A 14637-nucleotide genomic window follows, 5' to 3' on the forward strand; every position below is an offset into this window, starting at 1 on the left:
CGTGTGACCTTGCGGGAGGGAGGAGAAATGCAGGTCGACTTCTACCACCTCACCCGCCAGCCGCTCGACCGCGTCCTGCCCCAGATCGCGGAGAAGGTCCTCGCCGCCGGCAACCGCCTGCTGATCGTGGTCGCGGACGACGACGAGCGCGCCCGCCTCGACAAGCACCTGTGGAGCTATGCACCCGACAGCTTCCTGCCGCACGGCTGCGCAGGCGGCGCGAACGACACTGACCAGCCCGTCCTGCTCGCCCCCGACATCGACGCAGCCAACGGCGCGAGGCACATCGCGCTCGCCGACGGCATCTGGCGCCCCGACGCGCTCGACTTTGACAGGGCCTTCCACTTCTTCGACGAGGAGCGCATCCGGGACGCGCGCGCCGCGTGGAAGCTGCTCGTCGGCCGCGACGAGGTCGAGCCGCGCTACTGGAAGCAGAACGACGCCGGCCGGTGGGAGCAGGCGGCCTAGTTGCCATCGCAGGGTCGCGCGACTAGGGCGGCGCGCATCCCCACCTCGCCATTCAGGAGCACGTGACCGTCATGGCCGCGACCCGTACCTTTTCGATCATCAAGCCCGATGCCACCCGCCGCAACCTGACCGGCGCGGTCACCAAGATGCTGGAGGATGCCGGCCTGCGGGTCGTCGCGTCCAAGCGCATCCAGATGACGCGCGAGCAGGCGGAGGGCTTCTACGCCGTCCACCGCGAGCGGCCGTTCTTCGGCGAGCTGGTCAGCTTCATGATTTCCGGCCCCGTCGTCGTACAGGTGCTCGAGGGCGAGAACGCGATGCAGCGCAACCGCGACGTGATGGGCGCGACCAACCCCGCCAACGCCGAACCCGGCACGATCCGCAAGGAACTGGCGGAGTCGATCGAGGCCAACAGCGTCCACGGCTCCGACTCCGACGAGAACGCCGCGACCGAGATCGCCTATTTCTTCAAGCCCGAAGAGATCGTCGGCTGAACTGGACCGTCCGCCGGGCGCGCGCTGACGACGGGGCCGCGCTCGCGCTGGTCGCCGGCGCGAGCCTGCTGGAGACGTTCCACGCGATCATCCCCGCCGCCGATCTGGTGGCGCATGCGACCGGCAAGAGCAGCCCAGCCGCGTTCGCCGGCTGGACCGCCGACGCGGGCTCAGCTGTGTTCTACGCCGGCGCGGACGGCACCGACGCGCCGGTCGGCTATGCCGTGCTCTGCCCGCCGGATTTTCCGCGCGAAATGCTCCGCGACGGCGACATCGAGCTGCGCCGCATCTACACGCTCGCCGCCGCGCACGGCACCGGCCTCGGCCCGGCGCTGATGAGCGCCGTCCTGAAGGAGGCGCGGGGCAGGGGCCATGCCCGCCTGCTGCTCGGCGTCCACCCGGACAATGCGCGCGCGCGCCGCTTCTACGAGCGTACCGGTTTCCATGTCATCGGGAAGCGGACGTTCAGCGTCGGCGCGTCGCGCTTCACCGACCCGATCTACGCGCTCGATCTCTAACGCTTCGGCACTTTCCACAACGCATCCAGCCGCGCCTGCGACCCGCCACGTTCGCGCAGCACCAGCCCGGTCAGGTCGAGCGAACGGCCCTGCAGCATGCCGCCACCCTTGGTCCGCCACGCGACATCGTAGATCGCGCGGTCACTGCGCTTCACATCGGCATCCCACCAATATGCCGTCACCAGCACCGGCAGTCTTCCCTCGGCATCGTCGCGGCCGCCGTCGGTCGCCTTGAGCAGCACGTCCTTGAACCAATCCTTGTCGATGCGCGGCTGCGGCACGGCCGTGCGCGCGGCGACACCGAGACCGGCGGGAAAAGCGACGTCGATCGTCTCGATCTTATGGCTCGCATCGGACAGCGTGAGCGCATCGCCACCGCCCGCCACCACGCCCTCCAGCCGCACGACGCGCGAGACCCTGGCCTCCTTCGCCGCCGCCGCCGTCCGCTCCGCCGCCGCCTCGCGCCGGTCGGACCAGCTGAGGTAAAGCCCGATCGCGCCGATCAGCACGCTCGCGACCGCAACGAATTCCGCCAGCGTCAGCCACCGCCGCTTGCGCGTGCGCTCTTCCTTGGTCTCGCTCACCGTCCACCCGCCTCCAGCAACCGTCTGGGTGCGACCAGCTCCCAGCTCTGCGCCACCCGGTCGCCGACCCGGTCCCAGTCCGCGTCCGGCCCGACCCGCATCGCGACCCAGCCGGACGGGCCCAGATAGGGCGGGGAATAGTAGAAGTCCGGATCATGCTCGATCAGCTGCGCCTGCTCCTCGCGCCCGCCCGTCTTGACCACCACCGCTGTCTCGCCGTCGCCATGCACATCGTGCCAGAAATAGGCGAAGAACCGCCCCTTGGTGATGAAGAACCCCGGCGAGCCATGCGACGAACGCTCCGCCGCCTCGGGCAGCTTGAGCGCGATGGCGCGAAGGCGCTCCAGATCGGCGTCGGGATTGGGGCTCATCGCGTCACGAACTCCGCCAGGACCCTGGGGTACAGCCGATGTTCCTCCACCAGCACGCGCGCGGCAAGCGTGTCCGGCGTATCGCCCGCCAGCACCGGCAGGCGCGCCTGCCCAAGCACCGCACCGCCGTCGAGCTCCTCCGTGACGAGATGCACCGAACACCCCGCCTCCGCATCGCCCGCCGCCAGCGCCCGCGCGTGGGTGTCGAGGCCCTTGTAGAGCGGCAGCAGCGAAGGGTGAATATTGAGGATGCGCCCGCGCCACCGCGCGACGAACCCGTCAGACAGCAGCCGCATGTAGCCGGCGAGCGCGATCATCCCCACGCCCGCTTCGCGCAGGGCGGCGTCGAGCTGCTCCTCATACGCCGGCTTGCCGATCCCCTTCGGCGACAAGGCCCAGGTCGCCAGACCCCGTTCGCGCGCCCAGCCGATCCCCGGCGCGTCGGGTTTGTCGGACGCGACCAGGGCTATGTCGTAAGCCTGGAAGGCTTCTGCTCCGGCCACCAGCGCCTGCATGTTCGACCCACGCCCGGAGATCAGGATACCGACCCTCAACCCAATCCCCTCCCCGGTGGAAGCCGGGCCCCAGTCGGCCGCGCCGGCGAGACCGTACCAAGATTCGCGACCAGTCGCCTGGGCCGGGCCCCGGCTTCCGCCGGGGAAGAGCGAGTATCGGTGATACGCAAGTCACGCATGGTGAGTAGCGCTCCACCCCTCCCGCGAACTCCACGTCTCCGCCGAGCCCTGCACCGTGCACCCGCGCTCGCCCGCCTCGACGGCACCGATCGCGAACACCGTCTCACCAACCGCGGTCAGCGCCGCCGTCACCGACTCCGCGTCGTCAGCCGCGACTACCACGACCATACCCACGCCAGTATTGAACGTCCGCGCCATCTCCGCCGGCTCGATCGCGCCTTGTGCCTGCAGCCACGCCATCAGCCGCGGCAGTTCCCACCGGTCCGCATCGACGACCGCATGGCACCCCACCGGCAGCACGCGCGGCACATTCTCCAGCAGCCCGCCGCCGGTGATGTGCGCCAGCCCCTTGATCAATCCCGCGCGCAACGACGGCAGCAGCGACGCGACATAGATCCGCGTCGGCGTCATCAACGTGTCGATCAACAGCCGGTCGGCGTCGAACAGCGCCGGCCGATCCAGCCGCCAGCCCTTGTCCGCCGCCAGCCTGCGGACCAGCGAGAAGCCGTTGGAATGAACCCCCGTCGATGCCAGCCCGAGCAGCACGTCGCCCGGCGCGATGCCCTCGCCGGTGAGCAGCTGCCCGCGCTCAACCGCGCCGACCGCGAACCCGGCGAGGTCATAATCGCCGGCCGCGTACATGCCCGGCATCTCCGCGGTCTCGCCACCGATCAACGCGCAACCCGCCTGCTTGCAACCCTCGGCGATCGACGCGACCACGCGCTCGGCGATCACCGGGTCGAGCGTGCCGCAGGCGAAATAATCGAGAAAGAACAGCGGCTCCGCGCCCTGCACCAGCAGGTCGTTGACGCACATCGCGACCAGATCCACGCCGACGCCGTCGTGGCGGTCCCACTCGATCGCCAGCTTCAGCTTGGTGCCGACGCCGTCGTTCGCCGCCACCAGCAGCGGGTCGATGAACCCGGCCGCCTTCGGGTCGAACACGCCGCCGAACCCGCCCAGCTCCGCGTCGGCCCCCGGCCGCCGCGTCGCGCGTGCAAGCGGGGCGATGGCGCGCACCAGCGCATTGCCGGCCGCGATCGAGACGCCGGCATCGGCATAGGAGTAGGGGGCCTTGCGGCGGTCGTCGCTCATGAGCGTTCGCTAATCGGAAAGCAGGGTCAAAGGAACTCCGTTCGTGTCGAGCGCGGTCAGGACACGTGGATGTTGGGGGCAATGTCCCTCGACTTCGCCCGGGACGAACGGCATGGGAGCCACAATGCGTACCCGCGTTTCAGTTGCCCTGTTGGCGAGCGCCGCGTTTGCGGTTGCCGGCATCGCCGTGCAGGTGCGCGCCCAGATCGAGGGCAGCGATCGCGGCGTCGTCCCCGTCGCCAGCACCTCGTCCTACGAAGTCAGCGGCGTGCTGGTCGACGTCGCGGCCAAGACTCCGGACGAAGCCCGCTACGGCGGCTGGCGTATCGCGCAGCGCAAGGCATGGACGCAGCTGTCGAAGCGGCTTGGCGGCGGCGGCGCGGCGGTGGGCGACGGCACGCTCGACCAGCTCGTGTCCGGCATCGTCGTCGAGCACGAACAGATCGGCCCGACCCGCTACATCGCCCGGCTGGGCGTACTGTTCAATCGCGCCCGCACCGCGTCGCTGCTCGGCATCGTCGATCAGGCCGCGCGCTCCGCGCCCATGCTCGTCATCCCGGTCGAACATTCCGGCGGCGTCGCGGGCGTTTTCGAACGGCGCACGGAGTGGCAGGCGGCGTGGGCGCGCTATCGGACCGGCAACAGCGCGATCGACTATGTCCGCGTCGCTGGCACCGGCCCCGATTCGCTGCTGCTCAATTACGGCCAGACGCAGCGGCGCGGGCGCGCATGGTGGCGGACGCTGATCGACCAATATGGCGCGCGCGATGTGCTGGTGCCGTCGGTGCGCCTGTCGCGGCAATGGCCCGGCGGCCCCGTGATCGGCGTTTTCCAGGCCCGCCATGGTCCCGATGGCGAGCTGCTGGGCGGTTTCTCGCTGCGCGTCGGCTCGACGGACGGGTTGCCGCAGTTGCTGGACGCCGGCGTCAAGCGGCTCGACGAGCTGTACAGTCGCGCGCTCTCCACCGGCATGCTCGCGACCGATCCCGCGCTTTCGCCGCCACCGCAGCCGGTGGTGGAAACGCCCCCGGAGGTCGGCGAAGTCGTAGAGGACATCGCCACGGCTCAGGCGACGCCAACCACGACACAGGGGATCGTCGTCAACGTCCAGTATGATTCGCTGAACGCCTCGTCGGTCGCCAACACCGAATCGGCATTGCGCGGCATCGCCGGGGTCCGCTCGGCGGGGACGACCAGTCTTGCGCTGGGCGGCGTGTCGGTGATGCGCGTCAGCTATGATGGCGATCCCGCCGCGCTGCGCGCCGCGCTGGAGGCGCGCGGCTATCAGGTGATCGGTAGCGGCACGACGCTGCGCATCCGCCGCGCGCCACAGCTGCTGCCGCCGGACATCCCGGAGGATGCGGCGCCGGTGGGCGGGTGAGCGGGCCGATCGACCCCCCGCGATGAGCGGCCCGATAGACCCGTCGCGATGAGCGGCCAGATCGCGCTTCCGCTCGGCTGGCCGCCGCGGCCGCGCGACGATGCGTTCCTGGTCACCCCGTCGAACGCACGCGCCGCCCACCTGCTGGAACATTGGGGCGCATGGCCGGTGATGACCGCGCTGCTCGTCGGCCCGCGCAAGTCCGGCCGCAGCCTGCTCGCCCGGCTGTTCGCGGCCAAAAGCGGCGGGTCGGTGATCGATGATGCCGATCGCGCGCCGGAGGAGCATCTGTTCCATGCCTGGAACCGCGCGCAGACCGCGCGCCGTCCGCTGGTGATCGTCGCCGACGCCCCGCCGCCAGCGTGGGAGATCGCGCTCCCCGACCTGCGCTCGCGTCTCGCCGCCGGCATCGTCGCGACGATCGAGGCGCCCGACGACCAGCTCGTGCGCGCGCTGCTCGCGCAACAGTTCGAGCGGCGCAACCTCGATGCCCGGCCCGAGCTCGTCGACTGGCTGGCGCAGCGCCTGGAGCGCAGCCACGTCGCCGTGCTCCGCGCGATCGACGCGCTCGATCAGGAGGTGCTGGAGACGCGAAAACGTCTAACGGTGCCGCTAGCCAGAACGACCCTCACCGCCGCCGGGCTGATCAGCCCGCCATCGGAGTCTGCATGACCCGCCCCGCCACGCTCGCCCGCCTCACCGAACCCGGCGAAGAGGCGTTCGCCCGGCACGGCGGCGACCGCTATTTCAATCGCGAACTGAGCTGGCTGGCGTTCAACCGCCGCGTGCTGGAGGAGGCGTGCAACACCCAGCACCCGCTGCTGGAGCGGCTGCGCTTCCTGTCCATCTCCGGGTCCAATCTGGACGAGTTCTTTATGGTCCGCGTCGCCGGGCTGAAGGGTCAGCAACTGCAGGGGGTGGACCACCGCTCCGCCGACGGCCTCACCGTCGGCCAGCAGCTCGCCGCCATCACGGCGGAGGCGAACCGGCTGGCGGCCTCGCAGCAGCGCGTCTGGGGCGACCTGCGCACCGATCTCGATTCGGTCGGATTGCTGGTGCTGCGGCGCGACGAGATCGACGCGGACGCCGCGGACTGGCTGGAGGAGCATTTCCGCGAACAGATCTTCCCGATGCTGACCCCGCAGGCACTCGATCCCGCGCATCCGTTTCCATTCATTCCCAATGGCGGTCTGTCGGTGATCTTCGACCTGGTGCGCGATTCTGATCGGGCCGAGATCCGCGAGCTGGTGATGCTGCCCGCCGCCACGCCACGCTTCATCCGGCTGCCCGGCGAGCCCGCGCGGTTCGTCGCGGTGGAGGCGGTGCTGAAGCGCTTCGCGCCGCTTGTCTTCCCCGGTTATGCGATCGCCGGTGCCGCCACCTTCCGGGTCCTGCGCGACAGCGACATCGAGCTGGAGGAAGAGGCGGAGGACCTGGTCCGCTACTTCGCCAACGCGATCAAGCGCCGCCGCCGGGGCCGCGTCATCCGGCTGGAGCTGGAGACGGGCACGCCCGACACGCTCGCCGCCGTGCTGCGCGCGGAATTGGGCAAGGGCAGCGCCATCATCACCGAGACGGGTCAGCTGCTGGGACTTGCCGACCTGGGGGCGCTGGTCGATCAGGACCGCCCCGACCTGAAATTTCCGCTCTTCACCCCGCGATTTCCCGAGCGCATCCGCGAATATGACGGCGACTGCTTCGCCGCGATCCGGGCCAAGGACATCGTCGTCCACCACCCGTACGAGACGTTCGAGGTGGTGGTCGCCTTCCTGCAACAGGCCGCCGCCGACCCCGACGTGGTCGCGATCAAGCAGACGCTGTATCGCGCGGGCAAGCAGTCGGCCGTCGTCAATGCGCTGATCGCGGCGGCGGAGGCGGGCAAGTCGGTGACGGCGGTGGTCGAGCTCAAGGCGCGGTTCGACGAGGAGCAGAACCTGGCCTGGGCCTCGGCGCTGGAACGCGCGGGCGTGCAGGTGGTCTACGGCTTCATCGACTGGAAGACCCACGCCAAATGCGCGATGGTGGTCCGCCGCGAGGGGGCGTATTTCCGCACCTACTGCCATTTCGGCACCGGCAACTATCACCCGGTCACCGCACGCATCTATACCGACCTCAGCTTCTTCACCGCCGATCCCGCCATCGCTCGCGACGCGGCACAGATGTTCAACTACATTACCGGCTATGTGGAGCCGACCGGCCTCGCCAAGCTGGGGCTGAGCCCGCGCGACATGCGACTTCGCCTGTCGGCGCTGATCGACGCGGAAATCGCGCACGCGCGCGCCGGCCGCCCGGGCGCGATCTGGGCCAAGATGAACAGTCTGGTCGATCCCGCCGTGATCGAGAAGCTGTACGAGGCGAGTGCGGCGGGGGTGGAGATCGACCTGATCATGCGCGGCATCTGCTGCCTGCGTCCGGGCGTGCCGGGCCTGTCGGAGCGCATCCGCGTCCGCTCGATCGTCGGCCGGTTCCTCGAACATAGCCGCATCTGGGCGTTCGGCAACGGCGCAAACTTACCCAACGAAAAAGCTAACTTGTACATCTCGTCCGCCGACTGGATGCCCCGCAACTTCGACCGCCGCGTGGAATACATGCTCCCCATCGAGAACCCCACCGTCCACGAACAGATCCTTGACCAGGTGATGGTCGCCAACCTGATCGACAACGAACAGACCTGGCTGCTCGACGCCGACGGCGGCTACACCCGCGTCGCTCCCGGCGAAAAGCCGTTCAACCTCCACCGCTACTTCATGACCAACCCGTCGCTGTCGGGTCGAGGTGCCGCGGGCGATGACGGCGAGGAAGTGCCGACCCTGTCGCTGAGGCGCGGCCATTGAGTCTGCTCTCCCCGCTGCGCCCACTCGGAAAAACGACCTCCGAACCGCGCACCGCGATCATCGACATCGGCTCCAACTCGATCCGCCTCGTCGTGTACCAGGGTCCTGCGCGCCTGCCCGCCATCCTCTTCAACGAAAAGGTGCTGGCGGGTCTCGGCCGTGGCCTTGCGGCGAGCGGCGCGATCTCGGCCGACGCGATGGCGCTCGCGCAGACCACGCTCGCCCGCTTCGCACGGCTGGCGCGGGAGATGGAAGCGACCCGCGTGCGCACCGTCGCCACCGCCGCCGTCCGCGACGCCGCCAACGGCGCAGAACTGATCGCGCATGCCAAGGCCGCTGGTCTGGCGGTCGAGCTCCTGTCGGGCGAACAGGAGGCCCTGGCGGCGGGCTATGGTGTGCTGTCCGCCTTCCCCGATGCCGACGGCATCGTCGGCGATCTGGGCGGCGGCAGTCTGGAGCTGGTGCGCGTGCGCGGCGGCGAACTGGCGGAGCGCGTGTCCTTCCCGCTGGGCGTGCTGCGCCTGCCGGCGTTTCGCGGCGGCGGCGAGCTGGAGAAGCAGGTCGTGCGCGCGATCGACAAGGCGGGCTGGAAGGGCAGGGGCAGGGGGCTGCCCTTGTATCTCGTCGGCGGGTCGTGGCGGGCGCTCGCCCGGCTGGACATGGATCTGTCAGCCTATCCGCTGCCGATCGTCCACGGCTATGCCATGGATGCGGACGCGATCGCGCGGCTGTCGCGGACGATCGAGCAGGCGTCGCGCAATCGTTTGCGCGCCACACCGGGTCTGTCCGCAGGCCGCGTTCCCACGCTGGGCGACGCCGCCGCGATCCTGTCGCTGCTGCTGCGAACGCTCGGTAGCGCTGGCACGGTCGTGTCCGCCTATGGCTTGCGCGAAGGGCTGTTGTTCCAAGATCTCGACCCCACTACCCGCGCACAGGACCCGCTCACCGTCGCGACGCGCGACGAGGGTCGCCGGGTCGCGCGCTTTCCGGAACATGGCGACCTGCTCGACCGCTGGCTCGCGCCTTTGTTCGACCGCGACGATGTGCCCGCCGCACGGCTGCGCAATGCCGCCTGCCAGCTCGCCGACGTCGGCTGGCGCGCGAACCCCGATTTCCGCGCCGAGCTGGGCGTCGAGGTGGCGCTGCACGGCAATTGGGTCGGCGTGGACGCCGCAGGGCGGGCGCAGATAGCGCAGGCGATCCATGCCAGCCTGGGGGGCGGCCCGATCCCGCTGACCTCGCTAGCCCGCCTCGCCAGCCCGGAGAAGCTCGACCGCGCCACCGCTTGGGGCCTGGCGATCCGCGTCGCTCAGCGGCTGAGCGGCGGCTTGGCCGGTCCGTTGCAACGGTCGCGGCTGTCGGCGGACGAGGGCACCGTCACGCTCCACCTCCCGCCAGAGGACCGGGCGCTCTACGGCGAGACGGTGGAGCGCCGCCATGCGGCCCTGGCGACGTTCCTCGATCGACTGCCGATCCTGTCGGCCTAGCCGCAACGCACCGCCGTGATCAGGCGCCGACGGTCCACGCGCAGGTTCAGCCGGTCCTCGCGAAAGTCCATCGTCACCAGCTGACCCGGCCACATCACCCGCACCGTGCGCGCACCCGACAGCCGCTTCGCCCGGCTCGGCACCCCACGGCGGTACCGCTCGCCGACCAGCACCTCCGCCGGCGCGGCTGAGCATAAGGCGGGTTGCTGCACCGCCGCCATCATCAACATCAGGCTCAGCATCACGCCATCTCCTCCACTGCCAGCGAGCGCGTCATCTTCAGCTTGCCGTCCAGCACCGCGAATGCCAGCCGCCCCTCGACGAGATCGACCGCATCGCGCCCGAACTGGTCGTATCGCCATCCTTCCAGCATCGCCAAGCCCTGTCGCTGCCCCGCTGCCAGAAGCTCCAGTTCCTCCGATCGCGCCAGCAGCTTGGACGCCACGTCGATATCGCGCGCGCGGATCTTGAGCAGCAGCTTGAGCAGGTCGGCGACAAGCGCCCCCTCCTTGCCGAGCCCCGGCTTGCGGTCGTCGCGCGGCGGCAGCTCGTCATCGGGCAGCGGTTCCGCGCCGGCGATCGCCGCCATCAGCCGGACGCCGATTTCGTTGGTCGCCCAGCCCGCCGACAGCCCGCGTACCTTGGCCAGCTCCGCCTGCTTGCGCGGCGCATGGCCGGCCAAGTCGGCCAGCGTCTCGTCCTTCATAATCCGTCCGCGCGGCAGGTCCTTGCCGCGCGCCTCCAGCTCGCGCCACCGTGCGATGGCTTTCAGCCGCCCCAGCACGTCGGCCTTGCGGCTCGGCACGCGCACGCGCTTCCACGCCTGTTCGGGATCGTTGGCGTAATTGGCGGGGTCGGCGAGCCGCTCCATCTCTTGATCCAGCCAGTCGCCGCGCCCGGTCTTCTTCAGCCGCTGCAGCATCTTGGGAAAGATCGCCGCCAGATGCGTCACGTCGCCGATCGCATATTCGATCTGCCTGGGCTCCAGCGGCCGCTTGCCCCAGTCGGTGAAGCGCGCGCCCTTGTCGATCTGCACACCCAACCAGCTGTCGACGAGGTTCGAATAACCGATCTGCTCGCCTTGCCCCAGCGCCATTGCCGCCACCTGCGTGTCAAACAGCGGGTGCGGCGTCGTGCCCGTCAGATTGTAGATGATCTCGAGATCCTGCCCCCCGGCGTGGAAGACCTTGAGCACGTCCTCGTTCGCTACCATCAGTTGCAGCAGCGGCGCGAGGTCCAGCCCCGGCGCCATCGGATCGATCGCCGCCGCTTCGTTCACGTCGGCGACCTGGATCAGGCACAGTTCGGGAAAGAACGTGTTCTCGCGCATGAACTCGGTGTCGACGGTGATAAAGTCGGCCTTGGCCCAGCGGGCGCAGAGTTCGGAAAGAGTGGCGGTGTCGGTGACGAGCGGGTGAATATGCATCGCCCCGCCATAGCGCGGCGGCGCGGGTTGACAAACGGGGAGGGGACGGGGGAGGGCGCGACGATCCGGAGCCGCTCAGAGTAGCGGCCATCTCTGAGCTGGTGCGACGTTGCGCTTCACGCGCGGCAAGCACCTTTCACCTCTACGAGTCCTGCTTCGCCGGGATGTATTTGTTTGGAATGATGATGCACGCCTACCGCACCCACACCTGCGCTGCGCTCGACGCCAGCACCGTCGGCTCCACCGTCCGCCTGTCGGGTTGGGTCCACCGCAAGCGCGACCACGGCGGCGTGCTGTTCATCGACCTACGTGACCATTACGGCATCACGCAGATCGTCGCCAAGGCGGGCAGCACGGCGCTGGAGCTGCTCGACAGCCTGCGCACCGAGTCTGTCGTGACCGTCACCGGCGTCGTCGTTTCGCGCGGCGAGGAGGCGACCAACGCCAATCTGGCGACGGGGGCGATCGAGGTCGTGGCCGACCGGGTCGAAGTGCAATCGTCCGCACAGGAGCTGCCGCTCCCCGTGTTCGGCGAGGCCGAATATCCCGAGGACATCCGCCTGCGCTACCGCTTCCTCGATCTGCGCCGGGAGCGACTCCACGCGAACATCATGCTTCGCGCAGCCGTCATCGCGTCGATCCGCCAGCGCATGATCGGGCAGGGCTTCACCGAGTTCCAAACGCCGATCCTGACCGCGTCAAGTCCCGAAGGCGCGCGCGACTATCTGGTCCCCAGCCGCGTCCACCCCGGCAAGTTCTACGCGCTCCCGCAGGCGCCGCAGATGTTCAAGCAGCTGCTGATGGTCGCCGGGTTCGACCGCTATTTCCAAATCGCGCCCTGCTTCCGCGATGAGGACGCGCGCGCCGACCGCTCGCCGGGCGAGTTCTACCAGCTCGATTTCGAGATGAGCTTCGTGACGCAAGAGGACGTGTTCCAGGCGATCGAGCCGGTCCTGCACGGCCTGTTCGAGGAGTTCGCCGACTGGCAGGGCCACTCTGGTGCAAAGGGGGGCCGCCAAGTTTCGGCCCTGCCGTTCCGCCGCATTCCCTTCCGCGAGGCGATGCTGACCTACGGCAGCGACAAGCCCGACCTGCGCAACCCGATCCTCATCACCGATGTTAGCGAGCATTTCCGCGGCTCGGGCTTCGGTCGCTTCGCGTCGATGGTCGAAGCCGGCGATGTAGTGCGCGCCATCCCCGCGCCCGCCACGGCCGAGAAGAGTCGCAAGTTCTTCGACGACATGAACGCCTGGGCACAGGGCGAGGGCTTCCCCGGTCTCGGCTATGCGACGCAAAAGGACGGCCTGTTCGGTGGCCCCATCGCCAACAATCACGGTCAGGAGGGGATGAAGGCGATCGCCGCCGCGCTCGGACTAGGCGTGAACGACGGCATCTTCTTCGCCGCCGGGCCTGCCCTGAAAGCCGCCAAGCTCGCCGGCCTCGCCCGCACCCGCGTCGGCGAGCAACTCAATCTCATCGACCAGAACCGTTTCGAGTTCTGCTGGATCGTCGACTTTCCGATGTTCGAATATGACGAGGACAACAAGAAGGTCGACTTCAGCCACAACCCCTTTTCGATGCCCCAAGGCGAGCTGGAAGCGCTGGAAACCAAGGACCCGCTCGACATTCTCGCCTATCAGTACGACATCGTCTGCAACGGCGTGGAGCTGTCGTCGGGCGCGATCCGCAACCATCGACCTGAGATCATGTACAGGGCGTTCGAGATCGCCGGCTACACCCCTGAAGACGTCGACCGTGACTTTGCGGGCATGATCAACGCCTTCAAATACGGCGCCCCCCCGCATGGCGGCTCGGCGCCGGGCATCGATCGCATGGTCATGCTGCTCGCGGGCGAGCCCAACATCCGCGAAGTCGTGCTGTTCCCGATGAACCAGCGCGCCGAAGACCTGATGATGGGTGCGCCGGGCAACGTGTCGCCCAAGCAGCTCAAGGAGCTGAACCTGCGCAGCACGGCGGAGGTGAAGCCAGCGGCGGCGGCAGCTGTATCCAGCGGAGGCTGAGAGAGGAGGGAGCGGTCTTCACATCTTGTCATCCCCGCGAAAGCGGGGATCCATCTTTCGACGCCAATTACTCTGTCGCCACCGCAAGAGTTGGACTCCCGCCTTCGCGGGGGTGACAAGCCTAGGATTGGGTGAGGACCAAACGGGGACTCCCCCTCGACCGCGCCCGTTGACCATGCCAACACCTGCTCGCACTACGGGGGCGCAATGCAGGACGGGCAGCTACAGCCGGCGACGCCGCCGCCGTTCGTGCGCAGTCTGGGCATCACCGGCGTTCTCTTCCTGACCCTGTCGGTGACGACGCCCGCCTCGTCGGTGTTCGTGTTCATTCCCGACATGATCGCGATCGCCGGCACCGGCGCGATCTGGGCGTTCCTTATCGCGGCGATCGTCTGTGTCGCGACCGCATTCATCTATGCCGAGCTGTCGTCCGCCTGGCCGGTGGCGGGCGGCGAATATGTCATGGTGGCGCACACGATCGGGCCGTTCGCCGGGTTCGTGATGCTGGGCGTCAACGTCTTCAACAATCTGATCTTTTTGCCGGTCGCGGGGCTGGGCCTCGCCGCGGTGCTGTCCGTCGTCTTCCCCGGACTGCCCGAAATCCCGGTGGCGCTGGCGGTAATCGTCGCCTGCACGCTGGTGGGCCTGTTCGACATCCGCATCAATGCCGCGATCACCGGATGCTTTCTGTTGCTGGAAGTGGTGGCGCTGGTGGTGGTGGCGTGGCTCGGTTTCGGGGACGCGGTGCGCTCGCCAGTCGAGTTTCTGACCGCGCCGGTCGCGGGCGCGGCGCTCGCACCTGCCAATCTCGCCTCGATCGGCGTTGCCACCTCGATCGCGATCTTCGCGCTCAACGGCTATGGTGCGGCGGTCTATTTCGGTGAGGAAATGCGCGAGGCCCCGGCGAAGATCGCGCGCGCGATCATGTGGGCGCTGGGGCTGACGCTGTTGCTGGAAGGATTGCCGCTGGCAGCACTGCTCACGGCCGCACCCGATCTGTCCACCACCTTTGCCTCCGACAACCCGTTCGGCGATCTGGTGCTGGCACTCGCCGGCCCGACCTGGGCGAAGTGGGTCGCGGTCGCGGTCGCGCTCGCCGTCGTCAACGCGATCATCGCCTGGGTGCTCGCCTGCGCGCGCTTCTTCTACGGCACCGGCCGCGATCGCAGCTGGGGTCGGCCGCTCGACGGCTGGCTCACCGCCATGCACCCGCGGCTGGGCTCGCCCTGGGCGGCGACGCTGCTGCTCGGCGCGGCGGGCATG

Annotated in this window: 15 protein-coding genes; 9 read left to right on the forward strand and 6 right to left on the reverse strand. The window is 68.9% G+C overall.

Annotated elements, in window-relative coordinates; translation table 11 throughout:
- Nucleotides 1-27: 27 nt before the first annotated feature.
- The 3 genes from JWN21_RS06080 (at nucleotide 28) to JWN21_RS06090 (ending at nucleotide 1480) form a co-directional block, all read left to right on the forward strand.
- On the forward strand, nucleotides 28-468 hold the full coding sequence (locus JWN21_RS06080) for a DNA polymerase III subunit chi (RefSeq protein ID WP_299647282.1): 441 nt from the start codon (nucleotides 28-30) through the stop codon (nucleotides 466-468).
- Between the two features lie 71 nt (nucleotides 469-539).
- Nucleotides 540-962, forward strand: coding sequence for a nucleoside-diphosphate kinase (ndk, locus tag JWN21_RS06085; RefSeq protein WP_299647284.1), 423 nt, complete (start codon nucleotides 540-542; stop codon nucleotides 960-962).
- Nucleotides 963-1069: 107 nt separating this feature from the next.
- Nucleotides 1070-1480, forward strand: coding sequence for a GNAT family N-acetyltransferase (locus JWN21_RS06090; protein WP_299647286.1), 411 nt, complete (start codon nucleotides 1070-1072; stop codon nucleotides 1478-1480).
- Here JWN21_RS06090 and JWN21_RS06095 read toward each other — a convergent pair.
- The 4 genes from JWN21_RS06095 to purM all read right to left on the reverse strand — a co-directional run bounded on the left by JWN21_RS06095 (nucleotide 1477) and on the right by purM (nucleotide 4225).
- Nucleotides 1477-2064 carry a hypothetical protein gene (locus JWN21_RS06095; protein ID WP_299647288.1) on the reverse strand — a complete coding sequence of 196 codons (588 nt, stop codon included), beginning with the start codon at nucleotides 2062-2064 and terminating at the stop codon, nucleotides 1477-1479. The genes JWN21_RS06090 and JWN21_RS06095 overlap by 4 nt on opposite strands.
- Nucleotides 2061-2435, reverse strand: coding sequence for an MmcQ/YjbR family DNA-binding protein (locus JWN21_RS06100; protein ID WP_299647290.1), 375 nt, complete (start codon nucleotides 2433-2435; stop codon nucleotides 2061-2063). The genes JWN21_RS06095 and JWN21_RS06100 overlap by 4 nt, the downstream gene beginning before the upstream one ends.
- Nucleotides 2432-2950, reverse strand: coding sequence for a phosphoribosylglycinamide formyltransferase (purN, locus tag JWN21_RS06105; RefSeq protein ID WP_299647315.1), 519 nt, complete (start codon nucleotides 2948-2950; stop codon nucleotides 2432-2434). The genes JWN21_RS06100 and purN overlap by 4 nt, the downstream gene beginning before the upstream one ends.
- Nucleotides 2951-3121: 171 nt before the next feature.
- Nucleotides 3122-4225, reverse strand: coding sequence for a phosphoribosylformylglycinamidine cyclo-ligase (gene purM / locus JWN21_RS06110; protein ID WP_299647292.1), 1104 nt, complete (start codon nucleotides 4223-4225; stop codon nucleotides 3122-3124).
- A 124-nt stretch (nucleotides 4226-4349) separates the two neighbouring features.
- Here purM and JWN21_RS06115 point away from each other — a divergent pair, with 124 nt between their 5' ends.
- From JWN21_RS06115 to JWN21_RS06130, 4 genes are read left to right on the forward strand one after another with little or no spacing between them, the layout of a single operon-like run.
- Complete coding sequence (locus JWN21_RS06115; protein WP_299647294.1) at nucleotides 4350-5606, forward strand: heavy-metal-associated domain-containing protein; 1257 nt, start codon at nucleotides 4350-4352, stop codon at nucleotides 5604-5606.
- A gap of 48 nt (nucleotides 5607-5654) precedes the next feature.
- On the forward strand, nucleotides 5655-6278 hold the full coding sequence (locus JWN21_RS06120; RefSeq protein ID WP_299647296.1) for a DnaA/Hda family protein: 624 nt from the start codon (nucleotides 5655-5657) through the stop codon (nucleotides 6276-6278).
- Entirely contained in the window at nucleotides 6275-8440 is a 2166-nt protein-coding gene (locus JWN21_RS06125; protein WP_299647298.1) for an RNA degradosome polyphosphate kinase, read from the forward strand. The genes JWN21_RS06120 and JWN21_RS06125 overlap by 4 nt, the downstream gene beginning before the upstream one ends.
- Nucleotides 8437-9927 carry a Ppx/GppA family phosphatase gene (locus tag JWN21_RS06130; protein WP_299647300.1) on the forward strand — a complete coding sequence of 497 codons (1491 nt, stop codon included), beginning with the start codon at nucleotides 8437-8439 and terminating at the stop codon, nucleotides 9925-9927. The genes JWN21_RS06125 and JWN21_RS06130 overlap by 4 nt, the downstream gene beginning before the upstream one ends.
- Here JWN21_RS06130 and JWN21_RS06135 read toward each other — a convergent pair.
- A complete protein-coding gene (locus JWN21_RS06135) occupies nucleotides 9924-10169 on the reverse strand; it encodes an I78 family peptidase inhibitor (protein WP_299647302.1) in 246 nt (81 codons plus the stop codon). The genes JWN21_RS06130 and JWN21_RS06135 overlap by 4 nt on opposite strands.
- Nucleotides 10169-11353, reverse strand: a complete 1185-nt coding sequence (gene rnd / locus JWN21_RS06140) for a ribonuclease D (RefSeq protein ID WP_299647303.1) — start codon at nucleotides 11351-11353, stop codon at nucleotides 10169-10171. The genes JWN21_RS06135 and rnd overlap by 1 nt, the downstream gene beginning before the upstream one ends.
- Nucleotides 11354-11538: 185 nt before the next feature.
- Here rnd and aspS point away from each other — a divergent pair, with 185 nt between their 5' ends.
- Both aspS and JWN21_RS06150 read left to right on the forward strand, forming a co-directional pair.
- Entirely contained in the window at nucleotides 11539-13374 is a 1836-nt protein-coding gene (gene aspS / locus JWN21_RS06145) for an aspartate--tRNA ligase (RefSeq protein WP_299647305.1), read from the forward strand.
- Nucleotides 13375-13581: 207 nt separating this feature from the next.
- Nucleotides 13582-14637, forward strand: a 1056-nt coding sequence (locus tag JWN21_RS06150) for an APC family permease (RefSeq protein WP_299647307.1), incomplete at its 3' end; no start/stop codon positions are given.

The organism is Sphingomonas bacterium (assembly GCF_028292945.1).
GTDB lineage: Bacteria > Pseudomonadota > Alphaproteobacteria > Sphingomonadales > Sphingomonadaceae > Sphingomonas.

What these genes read in the sequence shown, in the direction of transcription:
- JWN21_RS06080 (WP_299647282.1), top strand. Translation starts at nt 28, where the DNA reads ATGCAGGTCGACTTCTACCACCTCACCCGCCAGCCGCTCGACCGCGTC.
- ndk (WP_299647284.1), top strand. Translation starts at nt 540, where the DNA reads ATGGCCGCGACCCGTACCTTTTCGATCATCAAGCCCGATGCCACCCGC.
- JWN21_RS06100 (WP_299647290.1), bottom strand. Translation starts at nt 2,435, where the DNA reads ATGAGCCCCAATCCCGACGCCGATCTGGAGCGCCTTCGCGCCATCGCG.
- purN (WP_299647315.1), bottom strand. Translation starts at nt 2,950, where the DNA reads ATGCAGGCGCTGGTGGCCGGAGCAGAAGCCTTCCAGGCTTACGACATA.
- purM (WP_299647292.1), bottom strand. Translation starts at nt 4,225, where the DNA reads ATGAGCGACGACCGCCGCAAGGCCCCCTACTCCTATGCCGATGCCGGC.
- JWN21_RS06115 (WP_299647294.1), top strand. Translation starts at nt 4,350, where the DNA reads ATGCGTACCCGCGTTTCAGTTGCCCTGTTGGCGAGCGCCGCGTTTGCG.
- JWN21_RS06120 (WP_299647296.1), top strand. Translation starts at nt 5,655, where the DNA reads ATGAGCGGCCAGATCGCGCTTCCGCTCGGCTGGCCGCCGCGGCCGCGC.
- JWN21_RS06125 (WP_299647298.1), top strand. Translation starts at nt 6,275, where the DNA reads ATGACCCGCCCCGCCACGCTCGCCCGCCTCACCGAACCCGGCGAAGAG.
- JWN21_RS06135 (WP_299647302.1), bottom strand. Translation starts at nt 10,169, where the DNA reads ATGCTGAGCCTGATGTTGATGATGGCGGCGGTGCAGCAACCCGCCTTA.
- rnd (WP_299647303.1), bottom strand. Translation starts at nt 11,353, where the DNA reads ATGCATATTCACCCGCTCGTCACCGACACCGCCACTCTTTCCGAACTC.
- aspS (WP_299647305.1), top strand. Translation starts at nt 11,539, where the DNA reads ATGCACGCCTACCGCACCCACACCTGCGCTGCGCTCGACGCCAGCACC.